The following is a 25,886-nucleotide window of genomic DNA, read 5'->3' as shown; positions in this document are numbered from 1 at the left end:
CAAAGCCTCCAGGGCCACCTTGGCTTTGAACTCCGCAGAAAACTTCCTTCGCTTGGACATCGTAGACCGTCCTCCTCGCTTGAGGACTCCAGCTTAGCGAACTGTCCAATTTTCCGCATCCACCTCAACCCTCTGGACCAGAAAACGCGCCGGGGGCGACCTGGAGGCCGACCCAGTGCCCATGGTGCTACGCCTCAAGAAGGTTCTCCTGGCGTGGTGGGAACACCGGCCCATCAAGTCAGATCATGTCTTCGTGAACATAGAGGAATATGCTTTCTGTAAGGATTACCTGGGTGAGCCGTTCACCAATCGCCAGCATTTCATGGAGCGCCTGTGCGAGAAGGCTGAGGTGAAAACGTTCGGCTTCCACGCCATCCGCCACCTGACGGCGAGCCTCCTGTACCGCGAAGGGCAGCCGGTGGCCGTGGTCCAGGCTGTGCTTCGGCACAAGTCGCCGCAGACAACCACCCGCTACCTCCAGAGCCTGGGCCTGAAGCAGACCCAGGAGGCCATGGAGGCAGTCATGGGTCAACGCGGTCCAGGAAAGATCTCCCGCATTTCAGCCAGGACGGGGAAAGAAAACATGTAGCCTTTCAAGAAATACAACCATCAAAGCATTCTTCGCCTACCTACCAAAATGAGAAGCCAATCTCTTCGATCAAAAATTTAAGGTCTTCCATGTTGATGAAGTCATCCGATCCGATCGAATACACTGGCAAGTCGTGTTCTATCATATGGATTGGAATTGCCATGCGATGAACACCTATTCTTTTTGCAACATCTTCGACGCGAGCGAGTGGTATCGTCTGACCAATCACTTCTCCATCATGAGAGATTGCCAGCGATTTAGCTGAGTAAGCGAAATGTGTAGGGGTACCGGTGCTGGGGTTAACGATCTTCAGAATCGTCTCCCCTGGGGATTGTCCATCCCCCTTGTTTTTCTCTTTGGCCATAATTAAACGCCCTCCCTGGTGATGGTGGGGATACTTGTGACTTGCCGCGACCTGCCAACCCTACTTCGCGCTCCTATATATCGCGTTGACGACCGCCCCCACTTTTTTCATTTCCGTAGTTTTGTCTGAAATATGATATATATACATAACACCGGCAGCTGTCGCAATAACGATTATTGCGACTCCTCCTGAAATTATTATCGTACCTCCCAGACCGCCCGCCGCCAACGCTCCTCCTCCCATTAGACCGGCGTTCGCCGCAGCGGCCCCCGACAGTGAGGAAATGGCTGTGCTGGCAGCGGCCCCCACGACGGACCCCGCGACCCCAGCCACCGTGTTTCTCTGGGCGGTTGTAAGGTCCGAATACCCAAGCCAGTAAGAGCCGAACGAGAATAGCGTCGCAGTGACCGCTCCGCCTGCTGCTCCGCCGATAAAGCCGGATACCGGACGCAGCCCTAAAGACGACACACCTACTCCGACCCTCTGGGCTGCAAGCGACTCCAGCCCGTACGCGAATTGTGATCCGGCCCAAACGCCGGAGAACTCGCTTAGGGCTCCCAAGGCCGTGAAGGTGCCTGCCCTGCGCAAATTGACTTGGCCGTTTTGAATGAGCTGGAAAATGCTGTCGAGGCCCCCGGCGAGAACGCCGCCGAAGATCCCGCCCAGCGCGGCGGTCTTGACGCCCAGCAGAGGCGACCACTTAGCCACGGGGTGGTATCGGTTCAGAAAATCTTCAAGTCCACATGTTTTCTCCGCCTGCTCATAGAGCACCCTGGCCTTCTGCTGAGCCTGCGAAGGGGTTCGCACGGACGGGTCGTTCTTATGGAGGTCCTCTGCGATAGTGTCAATTATGGCGTTCTTAATCCGCCGCTGATCTGCAGCAGGGAGATTGTCCACATCGATGGTCCGGACAGTGGACGTCTCCGGATCGAGTACGTCGACCAGGAGCTTGTTTCCTGTAAACCGCACCCGGTCAATCCTAGTCCTGTAGTCGATCTTGCCGTCGGCAGCGCCCTGAAGATAGATAGCTACCCTGTTCATCTGCCGCGCTAGAAGCGTGTTGTCAACATTCTCAGGTGGATAAACCATCCACTTCCCTGACTGCCTGTCCCTCCATACTGTCACTTTACGTCCGTCGGGCATCTCGACCTCTCCAACGGTGGGCTCATATGTCGGGGGAGGGGACGGGGAGGCTACATACTCCCCTGCAGCGATGTCTGCGGCCATATGGGAATACCGCTTCGATATTGCCTCGAGCCTGGACGATATCCATTCCCGGCTCATCTGGAGGCCGTCGCTGGTTATCCCAAGCGGACTGGTGTTGTATTTGGCCTCCGCGACCATGAGCGAGCTAGGCTTCCCTTTTTTGAAGCGCATGTACAAGCCGTCGATGCCCCTTCTGTCCTGGGTGCCAATGTTTGGCTCAATATTTTTCCAGTCCTTCCCCACGAGAGCATCCATTACCCTCTCGCCGACTTCGCCCTTGAGATGTGTGTAGCGCCTGCTGGAGAGGGCATGGGACTCGAGCATGACTGAATCCATAGTGGCGGGCACCACGAGCCCGGTGCCAACCGAGAGGGATATCGCCGCCGCGTGGCGGTCGGCAGCCCAGAGGTCAGCCGGACCTACAAGTACAAGCGAGACCAAGACGAATATGACTATATCGCGCACCCGGCCCCCTCAGAAATTCATCAAGCTCTTTTTGGATGACACCGCGAAGTGCTTCGCAAGCTCTATCTTTTGCTCGTCTTTTAGCTCCCGGACAAACAGTTCGTAAACCTCGCTGTAGGCGCGACTGACCGTCGGAGAAAGGAGACGCGTGTCGATGTCGTCAATGTATCTTCGCAGCGCCGAGTTGATCCTATCGTTGTCTGAGCTTATCTTCCCGATGTACTGCTTTGTTTCCCCGTAAAGGTCAGATATTTCCTTTAATGCCCACCTATCATACCGGTTTTGCTGCTCACCCCCCCAATTTTTTAACAGAGCCCCGTTTTGGGTGATGAATTCTCTGGCCCGCCTGCCCACATCCGGGTCCGCAATTGCCACTAGGGTCGGCTGTGCTTCATTCAAGAATCCGGTTAATGCGTCTATGGCTTCCTGGCACTTGTAAGACGCGGATATACTCTCAAATTTCTTCACCTTCTGGTACAAGGCATCCACTTTGTCGAATTCTTTCTCAGACTTCTTCCTGATGATCACTTTGGAAACCCGGTCGAGCTCTGCGGACAGCTGGACAGAAACCGACTGGTCGAATCCAGTAAGGTCGTCCTGCAACGGAATAATTTGACGTAGAATCGATTCGGCAGCGGAAACGTAATATGCCGTGAAATCCGAACCAGGCTCTCCTTGTTCTGCCTTCTTAAGGAAATCCTTGGCGCGGTTGCAGACAGAATAGGTTTCCGAGAGTTTCCGGATATTCTGACGTTTCTCCTCTAGCCGGGAGAGCAGGTCCGCCACATGTCCGGTGTTGTTGAAAGTCCCAAGACCCGCAATCAAATCTCCCAACTCCCTCTCCTGCTGCTCAAGTGTGTCGGGAGCGGTCGGAACGGTTGTCTGCAGAAGAGCGTCGATCTTAGCCACCAAGGCCTCATCGATTGGCAGTGAGGGAGGACTTTCGCCTGACGCCCTGGGTACCTGCTCCAGCTGCTCCAACTTGGTCATGGCTTCCATTAAGGCGGGCATTTCAGGGGGGGTAACGTAAACAACCTGCATGTTCAGGAGGGTGATCATGTCCGTGATAAGGAAGGCTCCGGCGTTTTTCGAGCCACCATCTGCTCGTTGGCGTTCTTGCCACCTGACCACGGCATCCGTGTACCCGGAGATAATTTCAATCTTTTGAGAGGAATTGGCCAAGGCATTGCTGAAAAATAGCCCGGCATTGGCTAGGTCATCCTTCTCGAGGTATTTCTTCGCTTTTTCAAGCCCCCGCCTGCTTTGCTCCTGTCGCAACTCCCTAAGCGGCCCGCTCTCCGCTGCTGCGACCGTGCCAGAATGCAAACCAGCTATTTTCGCGATCAGAATGTCGGGGTTCCTGAACATGAAATAAAACAAGATCGCACTGGCGAGAGCGAAGCATATCACCCCCATGAAGAAACCCCAAAGGACTGCCTTGCGTTCGAAGCACAGTGCGCCGTTCCCTTTCAGACGTTCAGGCTGGCCGCCCATGAATACCCTCCCCGTCAATAATTACAAAATAAAATGAATGCCGTACCAACCTATATCACGACATAATGATACCAGGAACCCCCCTTCCATGATGCCCCCCTGCAAGTTGGTGAGAATGGATGAACAGCGCGTCGTTATCGGCGGAATGAGAAACTGAAGGAGAAGGCCACTGAGATTGTCTTCCACCCGAAAGTTAGAGGCCATCTCTTCGCACAAGACGCCGGACGATTTGAACGACTGCCAGGGGGAGGGATGTGGACTTCGTGTGGACAAAAGAAAAAGCGGCTTACGCTTGTCGCGTAAACCGCTGAATTTCTTGGCGTCCCCAAGGGGATTTGAACCCCTGTTAGCGGCGTGAGAGGCCATCAACATAATTTGCTGCTGACTACCTTCTTCTTCTCTAATATACTAATAGCGTGGCTTTCTCCGAGAAACCTTTGCGCTTGACTACGACCAGAAACTATCTATTTTGATCGCGAGTGTGGGGTATAGCGTGGGGTACTGAGTCACGGAGATCGTTGTCCGCACATGAAAAAACTAGGGTGAGGTGGGGTGCAGGCCATACCCCACCAAAAGGTGTTTCCATGCCAGCCCAAGAGCGCTTCAAGACCGACTACCCGGGCGTCTACTACTACAAGGGGAAATCCATCACGGACGGCCGCGCCGAGAAGATCTTCGTCATCAGGTATCGCCGAGATGGACGTCTTATCGAGGAGAAGGCTGGGCGACAGCACCAGGACGCCATGACCCCTGCCAAAGCTTCGAGGATCAGGGCGGAGCGTATTGAAGGGAGGGCACCGTCAAATCAGGCTCGCCGTGAAGCCGAAGAGGCCGAGCGCCTCGCGGCTCAAAATCGGTGGACGCTCTCCCGCCTCTGGGAGGAGTACCGGAGCCATCGGACTGCTACTCACGGTCTGAGCACAGACAGCTCCCGCTTCAACAAGTATCTCGCGCCCGCGTTCGGAGCGCGCATCCCGACGGAGATTCTGACCATGGATGTAGACCGCCTGCGCATACGGCTCCTGAAGACCAAGACTCCGCAAACGGTTAAGCACGTCATGGCGTTGCTGAAGCGAATAATCCACTTCGGTGTGGCCAAGGGGCTCTGCGATGCCCCCGACCCCAAACGGCTGAATATCAGCCTGCCGCATGTCAATAACGAGGTCACCGAGGACCTCGATCCCGATGAGTTGGCTCGCCTTATCGCCGCCATCGAGGCCGAACCCAATGCCCAGGCGGCCAACTTCATGAGGTTGGCGCTATACACGGGCATGAGGCGAGGCGAGCTATTCAAACTGCGCTGGGACGATGTCGATTTTCTGCGGGGGTTCATCTTCATCCGCAGCCCCAAGGGCGGCAAGGACCAGAAGATACCGCTGAACGAGATGGCCAGGCGAGTACTCGACGGTCATCCACGGATTCCGGACACGCCATACGTCTTCCCCGGCAAGAACGGCAAGCAGCGCACCACCATCCAGATCGCCAGCAACATCATCAAGAAAAGGGCCGGGCTGCCCGCCAGTTTCCGCCCGCTCCATGGCCTGCGCCACGTGTTCGCCTCCACGCTGGCGTCATCCGGGCAGGTGGACATGCTGACGCTGCAGAAACTCTTGACTCACAAGTCCGCCACGATGACAAAGAGGTATAGCCACTTGCGTGATGACGCTCTGAAACGGGCTTCCGAGGTGGCTGGGGATATCTTGGGGAGTATTGGCTCGCAAAAATCGGAATCAGCGTAGCGCAGTGCTAGCGAGCACCATCTGAGGTGGTAAATGGCGACGCGTCGAAAGATCGACTGGGGCTCTCTCACTGAAGAGCAGCAATGGGAAGCTGCAGAAGATGTCGGGCTGCAAGAGTATACTTTAGATTGCGTGGCGGACCTGATCAGTTCAGGTAAAAATGTGTCTCCGCGACTTATTGCGAAGAGCCTGCGTAACCTGGTTGAGGTAAACATACCGTGCGAAATCCTGGAGTATGCCGCAGACCTTCTTGAAGGAAAACGCCGCAGGGGCAAGCCAGTAAATACAATACATGGAACATTAAATGAAACGCGACACAGCTTTACGAGGGCAGACTTTGATGCGCTTGTAGAACAAGGGAAGACAGCTGATGAAGCACTTCGAATACTTGCCCTGGAGATGATAGAAGACAAGGACCCTTCGGAGGAAGAGATTGAGCGCACAGTCAACCGATTATCGACATGGGTCTACCCGCGCAAGCGCAAACCACGTGGTAAACATTATCGCGATTAAGGCTACCATGCAGTAACTCAAAAAATGCGCTCTACCATGGCTGACTCCCCGACTGCACTGAATCGCAGCTGGACAAACAAGGAGAGAAGCCATGAATCCACACATCCTCGACGAGCGCCAAGCAGCCCAGTTCCTGGGCATCAGCGTGCGCACCCTCCAAGCCCGTCGCCTCAAGTGTCAGCCGCCCCCGTTCGTCAAAATCGGCCGGTCCGTCCGCTATAGGCTGGCCGACCTCGAGCGCTTCATCGCCGAGAACCGCATCGATCCCCAGGCGGCGTAGGGGGGCGTATGCTGAACAACGAAAGCGCCCCGCCCAGGTTCGCGGCCAGGACGGGGGCGAAAACATGAATTCCGACAAGATTCAGATACCCACCGGGTTATGGTCAGTCAATAGCTGGGGGTACTTATGAGCGCCCCCTTCTCCATCACCGGTATCTCGGCTGTGATCCCTGGCTGCCTGAGCAAGTCCTTCCTGCTCGACGCCGAAGGCAATCTCGTCAAGAAACCTGGCGGGCAGCTTGTCGAGGGCCGCGCCCAGCATTTGCGAATCTCGAGCATGGCGAACTTCGCCAAGTTCCTCTCGAGCCTCAAAACCAATCAAGCGCTCTGTTACGGCGTGCCACGCGGCCTAGCCCCAAATGAGCAGGTCCAGCTCGTCACCAAGGACGCCGCTCAGGAAGGCAAGATCGCCCGATCCCGCGATTATTTCGACTGGCCTGTAGGACCGGGGATTCTGATGAACGATTACGATCCTCGTCCCGGCCAGTCAGCGCTAACCCGAGAAGCCCTGCGCCATGCTCTAATCGAGGTATGCCCGCCCCTTGCGAGTGCTCCCACGGTAATGACGGATAGCGCCAGTTCTTGGATTTCCAACACCGAGGTCGATGACGGTTGGCTCCGCGCCGAAGGTGGATTGCGCGCCTACATCCTCGTCGCGGACGCCAGGGACATCCCGCGCGCAGGCAAGGCGCTGTTCGACCGTCTGTGGCTGGCCGGTTGCGGGTACTGTATTGTGTCCAAGTCGGGGCTAATTCTAAATCGTACGATTATCGATGCCGCCGTGTTCCAGCCCGAGCGCTTGGACTTCGCCGCCGGGGCGCGCTGCGTCCCTCCGCTTGCGCAGGATCGCCCAGACCCGGAGGTTTTCAACAACGAAGCCACACCGCTCAACACTGTGGAGGCCATCCCAGACCTGACGTCTGCCGAGCAGGTCGAGCTCAAGGCACTCGTGGCTGCCGCCCGCGAGGAAGTGGCCGAGGAAGCGCGGTCGGCCAGGGGGAAATGGGCCGCCGAGCGCCTGGAGGAATACAAGGAGCGTCTGCGCGAGCGGGGTGACAAACTCGACGCTGAGGCCGAGGAGGCTTCTCTTAAGGCATTCCGGCGGGCTGTGGAGGAGCAGAAACTGCCAAGCTACTTCGAGTTGTCCTTGGAAAGCGGGGAGCGCGTCACCGTTGGCGACCTTCTTCGCGAGCCCGACCGCTACCACGCCCAACGCTGCCGGGACCCTCTAGAGCCGGACTACGGCAACGACAACCGAATCGGCTTCATCAACTTGCATTCCGGCGGACGGCCGCACATCTGGAGCCATGCGCATGGTGGGCAGTGGTTCGAACTACTGCCCCAAAAGGTCGTCTTGCAATTTCGGGAAGGCGACGGGCCGTTGCTTTTCCAGACAGCCGACACGGTGCTTGCTCGCGACGGCGACGTGTTTGAGGTGGCCGGGCGGCTGGCGCGCGTGGTGGGCAAGAATGGCGGGGCTGTGAAACACATCACGGCTCCTTGGCTGGCGCTCCGTTTGGAGGATCGCATCAGGTTCGAACGCTACTCCATGAGTCAGAAGGCCTGGGTACCGAAAGACTGTCCGCGAGATCTCCCAGGCAGGATCATCGACAGCCAGGGCGGGTGGAGCGTGAAACGCTTGAGCGGAATAATCAAAGCCCCCCTCCTGCGTGAAGACGGTTCGCTTCTCTCCGTCCCGGGTTGGGACAGAGCGACCGAGCTACTGCATTTCAGCGACGAGACGGTGACGCGCGGGCACGTCCCTCCGCTCCCTGGCAAGGACCAGGTCCGGGCAGCCTTGGCGACAGCGTGGGAGCCGTTCGCCCATTTCCCATTTAAGACGTCGTTGGACCGCGCCGTTGCGCTGGCGGCCATGATGACGGCTATACAGCGCCCGATGCTGCCCACTGCGCCGGGATTTGCTTTCGACGCACCCACGGCGGGGACCGGAAAAACCAAAGCTGCTCAAGCCATCGGGATGTTCGGCGGCAGCCTGCCTCATGTGTCCCCGTGGCCTGGGCAGAAGGAAGAACAGCGCAAGACTATCATGGCGCATCTGCTCTCCTTGCCGCAGAGCTTACTTCTGGACAACATGGATGGCCCTGTGGAGTCTGCTGACCTCTGCGCCCTCCTGACGAGTTCCAGCGGCTATCAGGACCGAGTGCTGGGCATATCTGAGAGGGTAACGGTTCCGTCCAGGGTGCTGATCCTGATGACCGGCAACAACATCCAACTTGTTGGTGACCTCTCACGCCGCGTCCTCAAAATCACCATGGACCACGGAGTCGAGCGGCCGGATGCCCTCACATTCCCATTCGACCCCGTGGCGCTCATGCGCGAGCAGTGGCGGGAGTACCGGGCCGCACTGCTCACGGTCTTGCGCGGATTCATCGAAGCAGGCGCTCCCAAGAACGGTAAGGGGTCCATGGGCAGCTTCGAGGCGTGGAATGACCTGGTGCGCCAGTGCGTGTGCTGGGTGTCCCACGAAGGGCTCGCCCCATTCGAACTGGCCGACCCCGCCGATGGCGTCAACGTCAACTACGCCCAGGACTCGGATACGGCGAAACTCCGCGCCCTGCTCCACGCATGGCGATCTCGCTTCGGCGACGCGCACATAGCAGTGAAGGACGCCATCGAGCACGTAGTTCATGGGTTCACCCCTGTCGGTGAAGATGGTGAATCGCAGGCCGACGCCCAGGCGATGCGTGAACTGCTCAGGGGTGTCTTGGATGAGATCGCGGGTGACGGACGCAGCGTCAACGCCCGCCGACTCGGGCACTGGATCAAGAAGCGCGTTGGGCGCATCGTTGATGGCCTTTGCTTCGAGCGCGGTACCGTCCGCGATGGTAACTCCCGCTGGTACGTAAAGAGCAGTGAACTTTGAGACCAGTGGGTTTAGTGCGTTTCAGTGGATTCCGTATAGTCCCCCCCTAGGAAAATAATTTCTTAGGGATGGGCTGCAGAGAATCCACTGAAACCCTACGAACCCACTAGACTGAGAACGACTTAACATATGCGGACGCGAGAAGGAACGTCGCTGATATCGCTCTATCGAGTTAATTGAATTTCAACATCGTACGATTTCCAACGCAGCCCAGCGGGCCATCTCGGATCCTATCAACGAATAGAACAACGTTCCCAAGAAATTTCGCATTACCAGAGAGGTAAACGTATGGGCGGTTTCGGTTCGGGAAGATCTGGGTGGAAGGGGAAGACCCGAGACTTTGTGCGCTTGGATATACTCCGCATCCAGAAGCTAGGTGCATTGCGCTCTGGTTACTCGGGCAGCCTCTCCTGGAGAGATGGCGGCAGCATGACGCTCTTCGTGAGCGCGGATTCTCTCCGCCTATCTTTCCGGGTGCGTGTTCGTGGTGGTGACTGGGAGGACGTCACCCAAACTATCCCAACGGAGTGGACCCCATGCCGCTTCGGCGGCAAGCGCCCGTGGTTCCGGTGCCCGCGCTGCGGCAGGCGCTGTTATGTCCTGTACGGAAATCAGCGATTCCTATGCCGCAAGTGCCAGGACCTTGCCTACGCCTCCCAGTGCGAGACGCTCCAGGACCGCATGTTCCGCAGGGCCAATAAGTTGCGCGGCCGGTTGGGCGCAGAACCCGGTGAGATCACTATCGAGAAGCCACCGCACATGTGGTGGAGGACTTATGACCGTCTGATGGGCGAGATGGGGAGGTTTCAGATGACCGCGATTGGGATCGGGATGAAGGGGTTGGGTTGGGCGCGGAGGTGGCCACGGCCCCCGTCAGTAGGTTGAACTGGCCCCACTACTTCTCATGCCTGTGGACATTTCACTTTTCATCCAGATGCGCATTCCGACCCTCTTGGTGCAACAGCGTCGGCAGACAGCTGTAAGGCGGACCGAAGCCTTTTGCGGCGCTGCTTTTTGCCTACAGGCACTTCATTTGTGCCATCCGCAACGAAAGGCAGCACATGCCGGTATTTGTAACAAAACGGGCCAACGGGCTTGACCTGTTATAAAGCTTCAAATAGAACTAACGCAACATCGACAACGGGCAAAGGCTGTTCGCCTAGAAACCCTGCGCATTGCGAGACCACAATGGACCACAGCGCCCAGAACATGCAGTCACCATTGTTCGATTGGCACATTGCAGAAGGTGTTCTGCATATCAAACAGACGAAACACGTCTTTGAAGTCACCAGCGACACAGATGCTCTGTTCAAGCTGTATGAGCATCTGAAATCCATATCCACAAACAGAAACATTCATGCGCTGATTTACTATTCGCACGCCAACGACAGCACTTTTTCGGCTTCTTGGAAGTCAATGGCCCTTGCCTTGCCCATGACTACCGCAAACAAAAGGGCTGAGCGTTATTTCAATGCAATAAACAACTTCATAACTTTCTTGTCCACGCTGAAAATCCCGACGGTTCACATCGCCAGCGGCCTCAACTCCTTGCTTAGCCTAAATATAAGTCTTTCCTTTGACTACCGCATCGCCATGGAGCGGACCATGTTCGAGAATCCGAACGCCGCCCTGGGAGTGATCACCAAGGGCAGCGGCTATTATCTTCCGAAAATACTAGGCGAAATGAAGGCCATAGAGATTCTCGGCTGGCGGCAGTTTTCTGCTGAGGAGGCACTGTCTCTTGGATTGATTGATAAAATCATCAAGCAGGATGACGTCGAGCAGGAACTATCATTCCTGACGACGCAGGAGTTTACAGAAAACCGTCCTTACATCCTATCTTTGCGGAAGCTGTACAAATGCAACCTGAAAGATCTTGAGCAATCTTTAGCGCATGAGGACGAACTGATCCGGGCGCGACTGATCTCGCCTTCTTTCGAACGTCTGTTCGAGCACCACTGTGTGACGATCCTGGGTGTTACGCCTGAACAGATAAGAAGCGCACACCACGCACAGGAATAGCATTGGCCGTGGCGTCTGTCGGATACACGTGCGTCGAAGGCATTTATTGTTCGGAATCTATTGAGTGACTGGCACGCAGCATGTTCAGCAGGAGAAACATCGTGAGACATCTATTGTTGCCGTTCGTTGCAGTCTTTTTGTTGTTCAACAGCGCTGTCGTCCACTCACAAACGACCAAGCCCTCCGATGCCCCGCCCCCTCCAGACGTCGAGGTGGTGGCAGTCACCCAGAAAGACGTCCCCATTTACGGCGAATGGGTGGCCTCGCTGGACGGCCTGATAAACGCGTCCATTCGCGCCCAGGTCCAGGGCTATCTGGTCAAGCAGAACTACAAGGAAGGGGATTTCGTCGCCAAGGGCACCACGCTCTTCGAAATCGACCCGCGCCCCTTCGAGGCCACTGTGAGCGAGGCCAAGGCCGTTCTGGCCAAATACGAAGCTGTGCTCAGAACCCACCAGGCAACGCTGAAAAGGATCCTGCCGCTCGCCGCAGCCAAAGCCCTCAGCCAGAAGGACAAGGACGACGCGACAGGCGCGGTGCAGGCTGCGGAAGCGCAGGTGCTGGCCGCCAAGGCATCCCTCCAGCGGGCCCAACTGGACCTTGATTTCTGCAAGATTGCCTCGCCCATCGACGGCATCGCGGGCATCTCCCAGGTTCAGATCGGCGACCTCGTGGGCACGCAGCAGAACAGCGTCCTGACCACAGTCTCCACGGTGAACCCCATCAAGGCGTACATTTCCATCAGCGAGGCCGAATACCTCGGCGCGGCCCAGAAAAAGGGATCGACACAGGTCGCCCCGCCTCAGATTCCTCTAGAGTTGATCCTGGCCGACGGGACCACATGGAAGGAGAAGGGGCGAGTTTCTTTCGCCGATCGCCATGTGGACCCCAGCACGGGTACTTTGAAGGTGGCCGCCTTGTTCCCTAATCCGGACAACTTCCTGCGCCCCGGACAGTTCGCCAAGGTCCGCGCGCTCACCCAGACCCAGTCAGGCGCCCTGCTTGTGCCTCAGCGCGCCGTCAGCGAACTTCAGGGCAAATACCAGGTCGCCGTGGTTGACCAGAACAACGTCGTCCACATCAAACAGGTGAAAGTGGGAGAACGTGTCGACCAGATGTGGATGGTGCTGCAGGGGCTCAAGCCTGGCGATCTTGTGGTCTCCGAAGGCTTGACCAAGATTCGCGACGGGATAGTGGTCAACCCGAAAGTCAAGAAGTAGCCGTGCCCGGCGTGTATTGATCACGATTCTTCGAACTGCATTCTTGCTGCCGCAAGGAAGAGGGTAGGCTGCTCATGGCAAAATTCTTCATTAACAGGCCGATAGTCGCCATCGTTATTTCGGTGTTCATCGTGATCATCGGCACTGTCGCGATACTTGGACTTCCGATCGCACAGTATCCGAACATCGTACCGCCGGAAATTTTCATTAACACCACGTATGTCGGGGCTGACTCGCAAACCGTCGAGCAGTCCGTTGCCACGCCGATCGAACAGGAGATGAGCGGCGTGGACAACATGAACTACATGTATTCGCTCAACGCCAACAACGGCGAGCTGAAGCTGTACGTGAATTTCGACGTCAGCACGGACCCGAACATTGACCAGGTCCTGGCGCAAATGCGCAAGAGCCAGAGCGATTCCAAACTGCCATCGGACGTGCGGGACTACGGCGTCACCGTGAAGAAATCCACCTCCTCGCCGCTGATGCTGGTGTCCCTCGTCTCACCGAACGAGACCCACGACGCCACCTTCCTGGCCAACTACGCCTACATCAACCTTAACGACCAGCTCACACGTGTGCCCGGTATCGCCAGCGTCACCGTCTTCGGGGCGGGCCAGTACGCCATGCGCCTCTGGGTGCGGCCGGACATCCTCGCCAAACTGGGCATCACGGTCCCGGAAATCGTGAACGCGGTGAAGAAGCAGAACACCGTCAACCCCGCCGGACAGATCGGCGCCGAGCCGGCCCCGCCCGGGCAGGAATACACCTACGCCATCCGCGCGCAGGGGCGGCTCGAGACCCCGGATGAGTTCGCGGACATCGTGGTGCGGGCGAATCCCGACGGTTCTATTGTCCGCCTGAGCGATGTCGCCCGGATCGAGCTCGACTCGCAGACGTACTCAATGACCGGCCGCCTGAACGGCAAGCCCTCCGCGGTCCTCGCCCTATACCAACTCCCGGGGTCAAACGCCATCGCGGCCGTGGACGGTGTGAAGAAACTCATGGAAGAGGTGAAACGCACGTCCTTCCCCCAGGATCTGGACTATGTCGTGTCCCTCGACACGACGCAGTCCGTGCGCGAAGGCATCAAGGAGATCCTGCACACCCTGGGCGAAGCCCTGGTGCTGGTGATCATCGTCGTGTTCATATTCCTCCAGGGCTGGCGGGCGACCCTCATTCCGGCTCTGGCCGTGCCGGTGTCGCTGATCGGCACGTTCGCCTTTTTCCCGGTCATCGGCTTTTCCATTAACACCATCGCGCTCATGGGCCTGGTGCTAGCCATCGGCCTGGTGGTGGACGACGCCATCGTTGTCGTCGAGGCCGTCGAACACCACCTCGAACACGGGCTGTCCCCCAAGGAGGCGACGCTGAAGGCCATGGAGGAAGTCTCCGGCCCGGTTGTCGCCATCGCCCTGGTTCTTTCGGCGGTGTTTCTCCCAACGATCTTCATCCCGGGCATCACGGGCCGCCTTTATCAGCAATTCGCCATCACCATAGCCATTTCGGTTCTGATCTCCGCCTTCACCGCGCTCACGCTGAGCCCCGCGCTCTCCGTGCTGATCCTGCGGAAGAAGAAGGAGGCGCGCGGGCCCCTTGGCGCGTTCTACCGCGGGTTCAACAACCTCTTCGGCAAAGCCACCAACGGGTACGTCAACCTGTGCGGCTGGTTCATCCGCAAGGCGCTCATCAGCATCGCCCTATTGGTGGCCATGACCCTCGGAACGGGCATGCTCGCCAAGATCGTTCCGGGCGGCTTCCTCCCAGAGGAGGACCAGGGTTACTTCTACGCGGGCGTGCAACTCCCTGACGCGGCGTCGCTGCAACGCACCAGCCTGGCCTGCAAGGACATCGAGAGCATCATCATGTCCTCCCCCGGCGTGGAGTTCTGCACCACGGTCGCGGGCTACAGCATGCTTTCCGGCATCACCAACACATACAGTGGCTTCTTCTTCGTCACGCTCAAGCCCTGGCACGAGCGCAAGAAACCAGAGGAACAGTACACGGCCATCATGGCCAACCTGAACCAGCGGCTGCGCCAACTGCCCCAGGGCACGGCCTTCGCCTTTTCGCCCCCTGCGATACCGGGCATCGGCACCTCCGGCGGCGTGACCTTCATCCTGGAGGACCGCGCCGGCAAGGACATCCCCTTCCTCTGGGAAAACGTGCAGAAATTCCTCGCCGAAGCGGCAAAGCGGCCGGAAATCGGGCGCATATCGACCACATTCCTGCCCACTGTCCCCCAGGTCTTCGTCGACGTCGACCGGGACAAAGTTCTGAAGCAAGGCGTGGACCTGGCCCAGGTCTACTCCACGCTCCAGGCGTTCATGGGCGGCTATTTCATCAACTACTTCAACAGATTCGGCCGACAGTGGCAGGTCTACCTCCAGGCCGAGGGGGAGTTCAGGACAGAGGCGGACCAGCTGGGGCAGTTCTACGTCCGCAACGCCGCCGGGCAACCCGTCCCGCTTTCGACCCTGACCCGCATTGAAAACCGCATGGGCCCCGAGTTCACCATGCGCTACAACCTGTACCGCTCAGCCCAAATCAACGCCACGCCAAAGCCGGGATACAGTTCCACACAGGCCATGAAGGCGCTCGAGGAGGTGTTCCGGCAAACCATGCCGCGCGAGATGGGCTACGACTACATGGGCATGTCCTACCAAGAGAAGAAGGCCCAGGAGGGCGTGCCGGTGAGCGTGGTCTTCGCGCTGTCGCTGCTCTTCGTCTTTCTCATCCTGGCCGCGCAGTACGAGAGCTGGAGCCTGCCCTTCAGCGTGCTGCTGGGTACGCCGGTGGCCATCTTCGGCGCTTTTGCCGGCATCTTCGTACGATCACTGGAGTTCAACATCTACGCGGAGATCGGCCTGATCATGCTCATCGGGCTGGCGGCGAAGAACGCGATCCTGATCGTCGAGTTCGCCAAGGTCGAATACGAAAAGGGCAAGGGGCTGGTCGAGGCTGCACTGGAGGGGGCCAAGCTGCGCCTCCGGCCGATCCTGATGACCAGCTTTGCCTTCATCCTGGGCTGCGTGCCGCTGGCCCTGGCCACAGGGTCGGGAGCCGTCTCCCGCAAGGTGATGGGCACGGGCGTGATCGGCGGCATGCTGGCCGCGACCGTGATCGCCATCTTCCTGATTCCGGTCACCTTCTACCTCGTGGAGAAGATGAGCCACAAAGGCAAGCACGATGCCGCGAACGTCCCTCCAGATGATGCTTCAGGCGCAACGCATGAGGACAAGGAGAACAAACATGCCTAGTGTTCTGCCCAGCGGGCGTCCATGCTTCATGCAAACAGGGGCCCGTTGTTTCCGCCCTGGGGGTTCTCCGGACAGCGCCAGCAGTGTCCTGGCGTCCATGTGCGCAATGGCGGTCTTCCTGCTGATCACCATGACCGGCTGTTCGGTGGGCCCGGATTACAAGCGCCCCCACGTCACATCTCCAGATCAATTCCGATACGAGCTCAAGGGCAACGACGAAGTGGCGAACACCGCGTGGTGGAAGCAGTTCGGCGACCCCGTTCTTGAAGACCTGATCGGCACTGCGCTGCGGGAAAACAAGGACCTGCTGATAGCATCCGCCAGGATCGAGGAATTCGTGGGCCGCTACGTCACCGTCCGGGGTGACTTCTTCCCGAACACGAGCGGGGGATTCACCCCGGCCAAGACACAGCTGCCGGGGGCGACCACGGCATCGACCAGTTACACGGCCGTGCTGAACGGAAGCTGGGAGATAGACTTCTGGGGACGCGTACGCCGGCAGGCCGAGGCCGCGAGGGCCGAACTGCTGGGCACCGAAGAGGCCCGCAGGGCCGTGATCCTCACCCTGGTTGGGTCCGTGGTCAGGACTTACCTGGACATCCTCGTCCTCGACAAGCAACTCGATATCGCCAACAAAACCGCGGCCAGCCGTAAGAAGTCCCTCGATATCTTCCGGTTGCGCCTCAAACACGGGTTCGTGTCCGAGGTTGTGGTCAGCCAGAGCGACGCGGAATACCGCGAGACCCTGGCGCGCATACCTGAGATCGAAAAGGCGATCGCACAGACGGAAAACGCCCTCAGCATCCTCATCGGCAGAAATCCCGGCAAGATACTGCGGGACCGCGGACTCGACGCCCTGCGCCATCCGGATATCCCGCAGGGGCTGCCGTCGGAGCTTCTTGAACGGCGCCCCGACATCCGCCTTGCAGAGCAGAAGCTCATAGCGGCCAACGCCCAGATCGGCGTTGCGAAATCGCTCTACTTCCCCACGATCTCCCTCACCGGATTGCTTGGCGCGACAAGCCCCGAACTGAGTGACCTCTTCACCCCGGGCACGGGGTTCGCTCGGCTAGCAGGCTCGATCACGATGCCCCTGCTCAATTTCGGCCGCATCAAGGGCACCGTGAAAGCCAGCGAGGCAGTCCAGCAGCAGGCAATGTACGCCTACTTCCAGACCGTGCAGGGCGCATTCCGCGATGTGGACGACGCCCTGGTGGACCACGTCAAATCCCAGGAGCAACGCGTGGCCCTTGCGCAACAGGTGGACGCCCTGGCGAACGCCGCGAAACTCTCCCTTATGCGTTACGACGAAGGGTATGCGAGCTACATCGAGGTGTTGGACGCCGAAAGAAGCCTGTTCAACGCCCAACTCACGCTCGCCAATGTTGATGGGAACATCTTCCGGTCCCAGGTCAACCTCTTCAAGTCGCTGGGCGGGGGATGGGTGGCGGTGGCGGAGTCCGAATCTCCCCGGGCTCCGGTCGACCCGCCGGGAAGAATCGTGCCGCTGCCGTAACGGGCTGCGCCGGTGCGCATCCGCGCCGTGGAATTCATGTCGCCGGGGTGCGCACCAGATTACGATGTTCCGTGTATGGCCTTCGCGTACTTTGGAGATCTAACCCTTCAGAAAGTATGCTCCTTCAGGCTTTTCCGTGGATAACTGACCGGCTAAGGTGCTCCCCGGAGGGCACCCATGAAGGGCACGGACCTGTATTCGCGGATTCTCGGCTTGGCCGAGCCATGGTTTGTCAAGGCTGTTGAACTGGACACGGTCGAAGGCCGGGTGGACATCCGAGTTGAGCACAGCCCTGGAGTCCGGTGGGCGTGCCCGATTTGCGGACGGGATCTGACTTGCCGGGATCATGCCGAGCCTCGGACATGGCGTCATCTGGACACGTGCCAGTTCATGACGTTCCTGAGCGCACGGATTCCGCGAGGGGACTGCCCTGAGCACGGCGTGGTGCAGGTCAAAGTGCCATGGGCTGAGAGCAAAGGCCGCTTCACCTTGCTTATGGAACGGTTGGTCATCGACATGTTGACCGAGTGCGCCACCGTCACGGGAGCCCGGCGCATCCTGCGCATTACCTGGGACGAAGCCTGGGGCGTCATGGAGAGGGCGGTGCGCAGAGGCCGGGAACGCAAACAATCGAACCCCTCGCGGTATCTTGGCGTTGACGAGAAGGCATTCCGCAAGGGGCACGACTACGTGACCGTGGTTTGCGATTTGATCGGCAGCACGTGTGGAGTATGTGGCCGACGAGCGTAAAACCGAGAGCCTTGAGGGATACTACCTTCAGTTCACCAAGGATCAGCTGGAGCGGATCAAGGCTGTGGCCATGGACATGTGGGAGCCCTATTTCAAGGCCACGCTCAAGCATGTGCCGGGTGCGGCTGGGAAGATCGTCCACGACCGATTCCACGTCATAAAGCACGTGGGTGAGGCGGTGGATCGGGTACGCAAACAGGAGCACCGCGAACTCACGGGGCAGGATGACCACCGGCTCAAGGGCACGAAATACCTCTGGCTCTACCGGAAGGCGAATCTGCCGGACAAGCACCGGCCAGCCCTTGAGGCCTTGAAAGCGGCGAACCTCAAGGTGGCCAAGGCCTGGGCCATGAAGGAAAGCCTGAATGACGTCTGGAAGTACCTGAGCACCGGCTGGGCCAGGCGGTTTGTGAAACGATGGCTGACATGGGTAAACAAGTCAGGCTTGGCCCCGATGCAAAAGGTGGGCGGCCTAATCCAGAGACAACTGGAGAACATTCTGACCTTCTGTCGCCACCGGATCACAAACGGCGTGGCTGAAGGGCTAAACAGCAAGATCATGGCCATCAATCAAGCGCAAGGCCTGCGGCTACAGGAACCGGGATCCTTTCAAGACCGCCATCTACTTCTTCTGCGGCGGTTTGGACCTCTACCCGGTCAGCTCGTGACAGGGGCTACCCACAGGAAACCCGGAAGGACCTGATGAAGGATGGTCGGACGCACCTAGCGTACAAACCGGAGCATGCGGTGGACCTGGACACCGGAGCGGTCGTGGCGGTCGAAGTCCACGAAGCGGACAACGGCGACACTTCGACGCTCTCGAAGACGTTGGAATCAGCCCTGGAAAGCCTGGGCCGAGTCACTCCCGCGCCGCCGTGCCCGGATGACCCGGCGGACTTGGTCACGGACAAGGGCTACTTCTCGCGTGAAATCCTCAAAGACCTGGACGAAGGGCCGTGGCGGGCCAGGATCGCCGAACCCAAACGCAAGGGTCTGAACTCCTGGCATGGCGATCATGAGGCCCGACGTGCCGTGTACAACAACCGCGTCCGGATATCGTCTGGGATTGGCAAGTTGAGGTGGTCCCGGTAGGTTGGACAGGGTGTCCGGTCTAAATGGGGGCTAATCCACAACCCGCGTTTACCGCCAATTTCGATCAGGCTTGTGGGGTATAGCGTGGGGTAAAAGAATAGGGACTTACGGTTGTTCTTCCGTAAGTCCCTGTTTTTCCGTGGCGTCCCCAAGGGGATTTGAACCCCTGTTAGCGGCGTGAGAGGCCGCCGTCCTAGGCCACTAGACGATGGGGACGCGATATGGTGGGCCGTGCAGGATTCGAACCTGCGGCTCTCTGCTTAAAAGGCAGGTACTCTACCGACTGAGTTAACGGCCCGTCCGCCCAAGCGGAGACACCGTTTATCCGCACGGCCTCGCGCTGTCAAGGAAAAGTCCTCTACGTCTTCAACGTTCTCTCGTCAACAAAAATTTGAAATGTCGCCCGGGTTTATGCCCCACCCCCACCGCGCCCTTGCCGAAGTAGAGCACCCAGGCCCAAGCCGGATCATAGCCACTGGAGGTGGAGGACCACACGCCGTCCAGCTCCTGGCCGAACGGGTGCCCCGGCGCGAGCGCGGGCCAGGCCCGTGAGGCGTCCACAAGGCTCTCCAGCTCCCAGATCGTGGGCAACCGCCAGCCTGGGGTGTTTCCGGCGGACTCCAGGGCCTCGGCCCAGGTGGCTTCCCCTCTCTGCGGCTGCTCCGCGCCCAGCCAGGCCAACCCGGTCAGGTGGTCCAGAACGCCCTCCTCCGCCTGCTCGAAGCGCGGCTCGGGCCAGGGGCGCCCCGCCAGCGCGGCCAGCCCCGGCGTCTCGGGCGGGAGCCAGCTCATCCCTCGCACGGGCAGGACCATATGCCGTGCATCCCCGGGACCGGGGAACATGCGCCCGCCCTCAAGGTGTACGCGCCAGAAGTGCCCCGGCGCGCTGGCTGCCGGGGTGGAGGTCCAATGCCAGTGCTGGAAGATGTTCACGAAGGGATGCCCCCGCGGCAGGGCCGGGCGGGCGTGGGCCAGGCTGACCAGGGCCAGCAGCTCGCGCCGCGCGGGCAGCCGCCAGTCGGCGTGGCCCAGCCAGGACTGCGCGTTGCGCTCCGCGACCCAGGCCCGGGCCTCCTCAAGGGTCATGGGCCATGGCGCGGCCGAGGCGTCGCGGGGCCAGGTCAGCCCGGTGAGCCGGTCGAGCACGAGCCTGTCCAGCCCAGTCTGGCTCTGGGCAATCTCGCTCTGGGCGAGATGATCCCGGGCGGCGAGGGAGCCCCCCACGCTCTCGAAGCGCGGCGCGGGCCAGGGGCGGCCCGGCCTGAACGCGCCGTCCTGCCCCGTGCCCGCGCATGGGACCGCCCTTCCGGCGGAGTCGAAGCAATCCTCCTGGCCGGACCAGGGGTAGACGGGCGGTTCGCCGGCCGTGGCGGCCATGCCTTCAGCGCCCCGGATTCATGCGGCTTCGCGCAAGGTTCATGGCCTTTCCCCCGGGCCGTCCACGCGGGCCTAGACCTCGGCCAGCTGTTCGCGGATCAGGCTGGTGAGCAGGTGCACCAGCATCATGTGCACGTCCTCGATGAACTGGTAGTTGCCCGAGGGCACGATGAAGCACTCCTCGGCCACGTCCTTGAGTTTGCCGCCCGAGAAGCCCGTGAGGCCGATGGTGTGCGCGCCCCGCTCGCGGGCCAGCTCCATGGCCTTGATCACGTTGGGGCTCATGCCGCCGCCCGAGATGCCGATGACAACGTCGCCCTCGTTGAGCAGGTTGCGCAGCTGGCCGGAGAAGATGTCCTCGAAGCCCACGTCGTTGCCCCAGGCCGTCATCAGGGGGATGTTGTCCGTGAGGGGGATGGCCCGGAAGCCGCGCCGCCCGTTCACGGCCACGGTCTTGGCCAGGTCGGAGCAGAAGTGCGAGGCCGTGGCCGCCGAACCGCCGTTGCCCATGATGAAGATCTGCTTGTCCGCCATGTAGGCCGCGTGCAGGGTGTCGGCCATGCGCCCGATCTGGGCCTTGTCCAGCCGGTTGACCACGGCGCGCATGCCCAGGAGGTAGCCCTCCGGCGTGATGGTGGACTTGAAGCGCCCGGCCTGGTCCAGGGTGATCTGGGAGCCGCCGTACTCGAAGTCGAAGGCCAGCTCCTGCAGGCCAAGGGCGGTCAACTCCTCGCTGACGGCGGGCTGGTTCCCGGGCTCGCAGAACACCAGCAGGAAGCCGCCGCCGCCCGCGCCGGTGATCTTGCCGCCCAGGGCCCCGTTGCGCATGGCCGTGTCGTAGTAGAGGTCGATGTCCGGGTTGGAGACGGACTTGGCGAAACGCTTCTTGTGCTGCCAGGACTCGTGCAGCAGCGTGCCGATCTCGCGGATGTCGCCGCCCTCCAGGATCTCGCGCATGCGGTAGGCCGTGCGCTTGACCTGGTGCAGGGCCTCCAGCACGGACTGGTCGCGCTCCTGGGTGGCCTGGCGCTGCCCCTCCAGGATGCGGGCCGAGTCGCGCGAGGAGCCGGTGTGGAAGAGCATCAGGTGGCGGCGCAGCTCCTGCTGGCGGGAGCGGCTGACTTCGATGGGCTCCACGCGGGTGCCGGAGGTGTCGAAAGTCAGGAAGTTCAGGCCGCCGTGGGCCGAGGCGTACTGGTCCTGCATGCCGATGGGGCGGCCCAGCACGGTGAGCTCGATGTGCGTGGCCAGCTCGCCCACCTTGGCCTTGTCCAGCTCCTGCCCGGCGTAGGCTCCCACGCAGCGCACCAGGCTGGTGGCCACCGCGCCCGAGAGGCCCAGGCCCGAGCCCGGCGGGATGTCGGACTTGAGCGAGAGCATCACCCCGCCCTTGATACCGAAGTGGCGCAGCACCGCCTTGGGGATGCGCAGGGCGTCCTTGAGGTTGGCCTTGTCCAGGTCGGCGATGCGCTGGTGCAGCTGGTAGTCGGAGGAGGAAATCTCCACGCCCGGGCCGGGGATCTCCTCCAGCACGGAATAGAAATACTTGTCGATGGTCACGGAGAGCACGGCCCCGCCGTGGGCCTCGTAATAGGCGGGCAGGTCCGTGCCACCGCCTCCGAAGCTCAGGCGCACCGGAGACTTGGCGATGATCATTCTTCTACACCTCTTCGCATGTGGAAAACCGTGGCGGCCCCGGCCAGGCGGTAGCCGTTCTTCTCGTAGAACAGGCAGGCGGTCAGGTTCTCGGCCTCGGTGGTCACGTCGATGCGCTTGAAGCCCTGACCCGCTGCCCAGCCCGCCAGGCGGCCCAGCAGCAGGGAGCCGCGCCCCCTGGCCTTGGGCAGCACTGAGACCAGGTCGATGGCCACGGCCTCGCCGCGCCTGCGGAAGCTGACGAAGCCGCCGGATTCCATGAATTTGAGCACCTCGGCGGAGCGCATGGTGTTGGCGATCCACTTGCGCTGATGGCGCACGCGCTCCTCGAAGGTGACATGGGGGTCCAGCCCGAAGCGGCTGAAAGGAAAGTTGGCGGCGTGGGCGTCCAGTTCGTCGTCGGGCAGCTCCGCAGCGCCCATGGGCTCGCCCGAGGCCACGGCGGCCACGCCGGTCAGGTCGCGCGAGAAGGTCACCTGCGCGCAGACCTTGATGAACCCGAGGCGCATGAGCGCCTTGGCGCCCTCGATGTCGGAGGAGGGCAGCTTGGCGTCGGCCAGGAAGGGTTTCCCGCCTTCACGCAGGCGGGCCAGCTGGCGGGCCAGGGCGGGATAGTCCTGCCGGACCACACGGTAGTAGTCCTGCCGGAAGGCCTCGCTGTCGAACTCCTGCAGGGCCAGGCAGACGGGCGCGGGGTCGGGCGCGTGGGCCAGCAGGGCGTTGGCCCGGGCCAGCTTCTCGGGGGAGCCGATGTCGATGAGCGGGGCCTCGATGGCGAAGCCGTACAGGGGCGCTCCGGCAGCAAGCATGGCCGGGAACACGTCGTGACCGAAGTCGCTGAACCCGGAGGCGGGGACGAAGCCCAGCACTTCCGGCTCGCAGATGTACACCCCGGCGTTGGCCAGGTCCGTGAAGGCCACGGGGGGCTTCTCCACGAAGCGGCTGATGCGCCCGGTGGCGTCCATGTCCACAAGGCCGCACTGGGTGGGGTTGTCCACCCGGTAGAGGCCCACGGTGGCCATGCCGCGCGAGCGCTGGTGGAAGGCCTTCATGGCGGTGATGTCGAAATCGGAGAGCACGTCCCCGTACCAGACCAGGAACGGGTCGCGCAGGTGGGCGCGGAAGGCGTTCAAGGCACCGGCGGTGCCCAGCAGCTCGGGCTCTTCGCTGTAGACCATCTGCACGCCCAGGGCCGCGCCGTCGCCGAAGGCCTCGCGCACCACGTGGGAGAGGTGGTGCAGGTTCACGCAGACCCGCGTGAAGCCGTGGGCGGCCAGGTGGCGCACGGTGCGCTCCAGCAGGGGCACCCCCGCCACCGGGACCATGGGCTTGGGGCAGGTGTCGGTCAGGGGCCGCAGCCTGGTGCCCAGGCCCGCACTCAGGACGACCGCGGTCTTCACGCCCGGATCTCCGGGTGGCCCTCCGCCATGCCGGCGTCGGGCTGGGGCGGCCGGGTGCCGGGCAGGGTGGTCTCCACCTGGATGAACGCGGCGCGGTCGTTGACGTTCATCTCCTTGTACTGGGGGCACTTGGCGCAGGTGGACATGGCGTCGGGGGTGTTGATGGTGGCCCGCACCCGCTGGAACTTCTCGTTGTTCCAGATGTCCTCGACTGATTCGGTGTTGAGGTCGCCCATGATGTCCTTGGAGAGCATGCACAGCCGCACCTTGCCGTCGGACTGCACGAAGATCTCCTCCCAGGGGCGGGGGCACTTCTTGTGCAGGGAGTCCATGGTCTCCAGCACGGGCTTGCCGGAGAGGTCGAAGCGGTCGGGGATGGTCAGCTTGATGCCGTGGGCCTTGGCGCGGCGCTCGGCCTCGTCCAGCACGGAGTTGGTGAGCTCCTTATGGTCGAAGAGGATCTCGTCGACCATCTCCTGGCCGTAGGCGATCATGTGCACCATCTTGGCCTCGTCCATGCCCAGATTGGCGGCCAGATCGACGAAATCGGGGAACTCCTCCACGTTGGAGCGCATGCCCACGAAGACCATGCGCAGGTAGGGGTGCTTCACGCCGAGCTTGCGCTTGCTGGCCACCACCTTGGCGATGTTGGCGATGACGGTGTCGAAGTCCGCGCCGCGGCGGATGCGGTTGTAGGTGGCGGCCTTGGCCCCGTCCACGGAGAAGTTCAGGTAGGCCAGGCCGCCCGCCAGGAAGCGGTCGATCATCTCCTGCTTGAGGAGCATGGCGTTGGTGAGCACGAAGATGTCCGGCCCGCGCTGGGCCAGCTTGTCGAAGTAGCTGCCCAGGTGCTTGTTCATCAGGGGCTCGCCCCAGCCGAACAGCGAGGCGTCGTGCACGGTGTCCCAGTAGGGCTCGGTATTGTCGAAGACCTCGGGCTGCAGGTCGCGGCCCACGAAGTCCCGGTGGGACTGGCCACACATGGCGCAGCGCAGGTTGCAGCGGTTGGTGGTCTCGAAGACGAGGCGCTGCGGCTTGGAGGCCAGTATCGTGCGCTCCTGGGCGAGTTCGAGGTCGTTTAACGCCTTGTTGTCTATGGCGGATTGGCTCGGCATGGAAGATCCCTCCTGGCGGGAGGGGGATAGAAGCATCTTTTGCCCCTCAAGGCAAGACCGGGGAGCCCCGGCGTCCCCGGCGCTCCCCGGCCCGTGCGGGCCTGCTAGTAGATGGGGTCGCCGGGCATCTCCGGCGTGTCCTCGGTGAGCTCCTCGCCCAGGCCCTCGGCGCCCTCCACGGGAGCGGGCTGTTCGGGGGCCGCCGGAGCGGGCATGGAGACGATCCTGGCGCTGGGGGCGTAGGGCCGCTCCGGCGCGGGCAGGTTGAACTCCACCACGCCGTCGGAGTTGTCGCGCAGCTTGTCCGAGAGGTAGTAGCCGAACTTGGCCACGAACACCAAGAGGCCGTGCTCGCGGGCGAAATTCATGGCCGGGATCATGTCCGCGTCGCCGGTGAGCAGCACGATCTTCTCCACCATTCGGCTGGCCGCTATCCAGGCGATGTCCAGGCCCATGAGCATGTCCACCTCCTTCTGCACCAGGTTGATGGACACGTCCTGGGGCTGAAGCGGGCGGTTGTGGCTCAGGGACTCCATGATCACGCGCATGTTCTTCTTGTTGAGCTTCCAGCCCTGCATGGCGAGCGAGCCGAGGCGCAGGGCCATGCGCGGCATGCGCCAGAGCTGGTCGAGGTAGTCGTTCTTGATGCGATACTGTTCGGTGGCGCTGAACTCGATCTCCCTCTGGGAGATGGGGTGCACCGCCTTGCCGCCGTAGGGCGGCGAATCATAGTAGTATGCCCTGAAAAACCTGTCCGACTCGAACTCTTTGTCCTGCATGATGAGGTCGCAAGCCATCTTGACCGATTCCGCGCTGGGCGGTTGGCCCAGGCGGGCCTCCAAATGCTTCATCCAGAAAAAGCTTCCATCGATGAGTATCGCCACGTTCATTTGTCAATCTCCATCAAAGGTATTGGGAATTACTGTTTAGTACCTCAGCCGCCCC

The 25,886-nt window shown here is 60.8% G+C and carries 17 protein-coding genes, 2 tRNA genes and 2 pseudogenes; 11 read left to right on the top strand and 10 right to left on the bottom strand.

Annotated elements, in window-relative coordinates; translation table 11 throughout:
• The first annotated feature begins 181 nt into the window (after nucleotides 1-181).
• Nucleotides 182-589, top strand: a complete 408-nt coding sequence (locus MLE18_RS11740; protein ID WP_243438989.1) for a tyrosine-type recombinase/integrase — start codon at nucleotides 182-184, stop codon at nucleotides 587-589.
• 40 nt (nucleotides 590-629) lie between these two features.
• Here the strand turns inward: MLE18_RS11740 and MLE18_RS11735 are convergent, their stop codons facing one another.
• Genes MLE18_RS11735 through MLE18_RS11725 form a run of 3 tightly spaced genes read right to left on the bottom strand, consistent with a single transcriptional unit; the run spans nucleotide 630 to nucleotide 4,118 of the window.
• The gene (locus tag MLE18_RS11735; RefSeq protein ID WP_243438988.1) at nucleotides 630-953 is read right to left on the bottom strand and encodes a hypothetical protein; all 324 of its coding nucleotides are present in this window, start codon (nucleotides 951-953) and stop codon (nucleotides 630-632) included.
• A gap of 60 nt (nucleotides 954-1,013) precedes the next feature.
• On the bottom strand, nucleotides 1,014-2,624 hold the full coding sequence (locus MLE18_RS11730; RefSeq protein ID WP_243438987.1) for a hypothetical protein: 1,611 nt from the start codon (nucleotides 2,622-2,624) through the stop codon (nucleotides 1,014-1,016).
• Between the two features lie 9 nt (nucleotides 2,625-2,633).
• Complete coding sequence (locus MLE18_RS11725; RefSeq protein ID WP_243438986.1) at nucleotides 2,634-4,118, bottom strand: hypothetical protein; 1,485 nt, start codon at nucleotides 4,116-4,118, stop codon at nucleotides 2,634-2,636.
• A 584-nt stretch (nucleotides 4,119-4,702) separates the two neighbouring features.
• Here MLE18_RS11725 and MLE18_RS11720 point away from each other — a divergent pair.
• The 10 genes and pseudogenes from MLE18_RS11720 to MLE18_RS11670 form a co-directional block, all read left to right on the top strand.
• Complete coding sequence (locus tag MLE18_RS11720; RefSeq protein ID WP_243438985.1) at nucleotides 4,703-5,857, top strand: tyrosine-type recombinase/integrase; 1,155 nt, start codon at nucleotides 4,703-4,705, stop codon at nucleotides 5,855-5,857.
• A gap of 33 nt (nucleotides 5,858-5,890) precedes the next feature.
• Nucleotides 5,891-6,370, top strand: coding sequence for a hypothetical protein (locus MLE18_RS11715; protein WP_243438984.1), 480 nt, complete (start codon nucleotides 5,891-5,893; stop codon nucleotides 6,368-6,370).
• Between the two features lie 91 nt (nucleotides 6,371-6,461).
• Nucleotides 6,462-6,650 carry a helix-turn-helix transcriptional regulator gene (locus MLE18_RS11710; protein WP_243438983.1) on the top strand — a complete coding sequence of 63 codons (189 nt, stop codon included), beginning with the start codon at nucleotides 6,462-6,464 and terminating at the stop codon, nucleotides 6,648-6,650.
• Nucleotides 6,651-6,776: 126 nt separating this feature from the next.
• Nucleotides 6,777-9,533 (top strand): hypothetical protein, encoded by a 2,757-nt coding sequence (locus MLE18_RS11705; RefSeq protein WP_243438982.1) that lies wholly within the window; start codon nucleotides 6,777-6,779, stop codon nucleotides 9,531-9,533.
• A gap of 1,188 nt (nucleotides 9,534-10,721) precedes the next feature.
• Nucleotides 10,722-11,555: an enoyl-CoA hydratase/isomerase family protein gene (locus tag MLE18_RS11700; protein WP_243438981.1), complete on the top strand. Its 834-nt coding sequence runs from the start codon at nucleotides 10,722-10,724 to the stop codon at nucleotides 11,553-11,555.
• Between the two features lie 101 nt (nucleotides 11,556-11,656).
• Nucleotides 11,657-12,775 (top strand): efflux RND transporter periplasmic adaptor subunit, encoded by a 1,119-nt coding sequence (locus MLE18_RS11695; RefSeq protein WP_243438980.1) that lies wholly within the window; start codon nucleotides 11,657-11,659, stop codon nucleotides 12,773-12,775.
• A gap of 74 nt (nucleotides 12,776-12,849) precedes the next feature.
• Nucleotides 12,850-16,035 carry an efflux RND transporter permease subunit gene (locus tag MLE18_RS11690; protein WP_243438979.1) on the top strand — a complete coding sequence of 1,062 codons (3,186 nt, stop codon included), beginning with the start codon at nucleotides 12,850-12,852 and terminating at the stop codon, nucleotides 16,033-16,035.
• A gap of 106 nt (nucleotides 16,036-16,141) precedes the next feature.
• Complete coding sequence (locus MLE18_RS11685; protein ID WP_243438978.1) at nucleotides 16,142-17,551, top strand: efflux transporter outer membrane subunit; 1,410 nt, start codon at nucleotides 16,142-16,144, stop codon at nucleotides 17,549-17,551.
• 177 nt (nucleotides 17,552-17,728) lie between these two features.
• A pseudogene (locus tag MLE18_RS18250) lies at nucleotides 17,729-18,969 on the top strand (ISL3 family transposase).
• Nucleotides 18,970-19,003: 34 nt separating this feature from the next.
• A pseudogene (locus MLE18_RS11670) lies at nucleotides 19,004-19,375 on the top strand (transposase); the annotation flags it as partial.
• Between the two features lie 158 nt (nucleotides 19,376-19,533).
• Here the strand turns inward: MLE18_RS11670 and MLE18_RS11665 are convergent.
• The 7 genes from MLE18_RS11665 to MLE18_RS11635 all read right to left on the bottom strand — a co-directional run bounded on the left by MLE18_RS11665 (nucleotide 19,534) and on the right by MLE18_RS11635 (nucleotide 25,831).
• A tRNA-Glu gene (locus tag MLE18_RS11665) sits at nucleotides 19,534-19,609 on the bottom strand.
• Between the two features lie 6 nt (nucleotides 19,610-19,615).
• Nucleotides 19,616-19,691 (bottom strand) — tRNA-Lys (locus MLE18_RS11660).
• A gap of 68 nt (nucleotides 19,692-19,759) precedes the next feature.
• Nucleotides 19,760-20,770, bottom strand: a complete 1,011-nt coding sequence (locus MLE18_RS11655) for an Lcl C-terminal domain-containing protein (protein WP_243438974.1) — start codon at nucleotides 20,768-20,770, stop codon at nucleotides 19,760-19,762.
• A gap of 72 nt (nucleotides 20,771-20,842) precedes the next feature.
• Entirely contained in the window at nucleotides 20,843-22,426 is a 1,584-nt protein-coding gene (locus tag MLE18_RS11650) for an SIS domain-containing protein (RefSeq protein ID WP_243438973.1), read from the bottom strand.
• Nucleotides 22,423-23,826: a GNAT family N-acetyltransferase gene (locus tag MLE18_RS11645; protein ID WP_243438972.1), complete on the bottom strand. Its 1,404-nt coding sequence runs from the start codon at nucleotides 23,824-23,826 to the stop codon at nucleotides 22,423-22,425. The genes MLE18_RS11650 and MLE18_RS11645 overlap by 4 nt, the downstream gene beginning before the upstream one ends.
• Nucleotides 23,823-24,941 (bottom strand): radical SAM protein, encoded by a 1,119-nt coding sequence (locus tag MLE18_RS11640; RefSeq protein ID WP_243438971.1) that lies wholly within the window; start codon nucleotides 24,939-24,941, stop codon nucleotides 23,823-23,825. Before MLE18_RS11640 ends, MLE18_RS11645 begins: the two co-directional genes overlap by 4 nt.
• 104 nt (nucleotides 24,942-25,045) lie before the next feature.
• Entirely contained in the window at nucleotides 25,046-25,831 is a 786-nt protein-coding gene (locus MLE18_RS11635; RefSeq protein WP_243438970.1) for an NYN domain-containing protein, read from the bottom strand.
• Between the last annotated feature and the right edge of the window lie 55 nt (nucleotides 25,832-25,886).

This window comes from Fundidesulfovibrio soli (genome assembly GCF_022808695.1).
In the GTDB taxonomy this organism is placed as follows: domain Bacteria; phylum Desulfobacterota; class Desulfovibrionia; order Desulfovibrionales; family Desulfovibrionaceae; genus Fundidesulfovibrio; species Fundidesulfovibrio soli.
This window is presented reverse-complemented; position numbering and strand designations above follow the sequence as displayed.

Bases quoted from the DNA above. Each gene is read 5' to 3' on its own strand.
- MLE18_RS11740 (WP_243438989.1), top strand. From the start codon at position 182: ATGGTGCTACGCCTCAAGAAGGTTCTCCTGGCGTGGTGGGAACACCGG.
- MLE18_RS11735 (WP_243438988.1), bottom strand. From the start codon at position 953: ATGGCCAAAGAGAAAAACAAGGGGGATGGACAATCCCCAGGGGAGACG.
- MLE18_RS11725 (WP_243438986.1), bottom strand. From the start codon at position 4,118: ATGGGCGGCCAGCCTGAACGTCTGAAAGGGAACGGCGCACTGTGCTTC.
- MLE18_RS11720 (WP_243438985.1), top strand. From the start codon at position 4,703: ATGCCAGCCCAAGAGCGCTTCAAGACCGACTACCCGGGCGTCTACTAC.
- MLE18_RS11715 (WP_243438984.1), top strand. From the start codon at position 5,891: ATGGCGACGCGTCGAAAGATCGACTGGGGCTCTCTCACTGAAGAGCAG.
- MLE18_RS11710 (WP_243438983.1), top strand. From the start codon at position 6,462: ATGAATCCACACATCCTCGACGAGCGCCAAGCAGCCCAGTTCCTGGGC.
- MLE18_RS11705 (WP_243438982.1), top strand. From the start codon at position 6,777: ATGAGCGCCCCCTTCTCCATCACCGGTATCTCGGCTGTGATCCCTGGC.
- MLE18_RS11700 (WP_243438981.1), top strand. From the start codon at position 10,722: ATGGACCACAGCGCCCAGAACATGCAGTCACCATTGTTCGATTGGCAC.
- MLE18_RS11690 (WP_243438979.1), top strand. From the start codon at position 12,850: ATGGCAAAATTCTTCATTAACAGGCCGATAGTCGCCATCGTTATTTCG.
- MLE18_RS11685 (WP_243438978.1), top strand. From the start codon at position 16,142: ATGGCGGTCTTCCTGCTGATCACCATGACCGGCTGTTCGGTGGGCCCG.
- MLE18_RS11655 (WP_243438974.1), bottom strand. From the start codon at position 20,770: ATGGCCGCCACGGCCGGCGAACCGCCCGTCTACCCCTGGTCCGGCCAG.
- MLE18_RS11650 (WP_243438973.1), bottom strand. From the start codon at position 22,426: ATGATCATCGCCAAGTCTCCGGTGCGCCTGAGCTTCGGAGGCGGTGGC.
- MLE18_RS11640 (WP_243438971.1), bottom strand. From the start codon at position 24,941: ATGCCGAGCCAATCCGCCATAGACAACAAGGCGTTAAACGACCTCGAA.
- MLE18_RS11635 (WP_243438970.1), bottom strand. From the start codon at position 25,831: ATGAACGTGGCGATACTCATCGATGGAAGCTTTTTCTGGATGAAGCAT.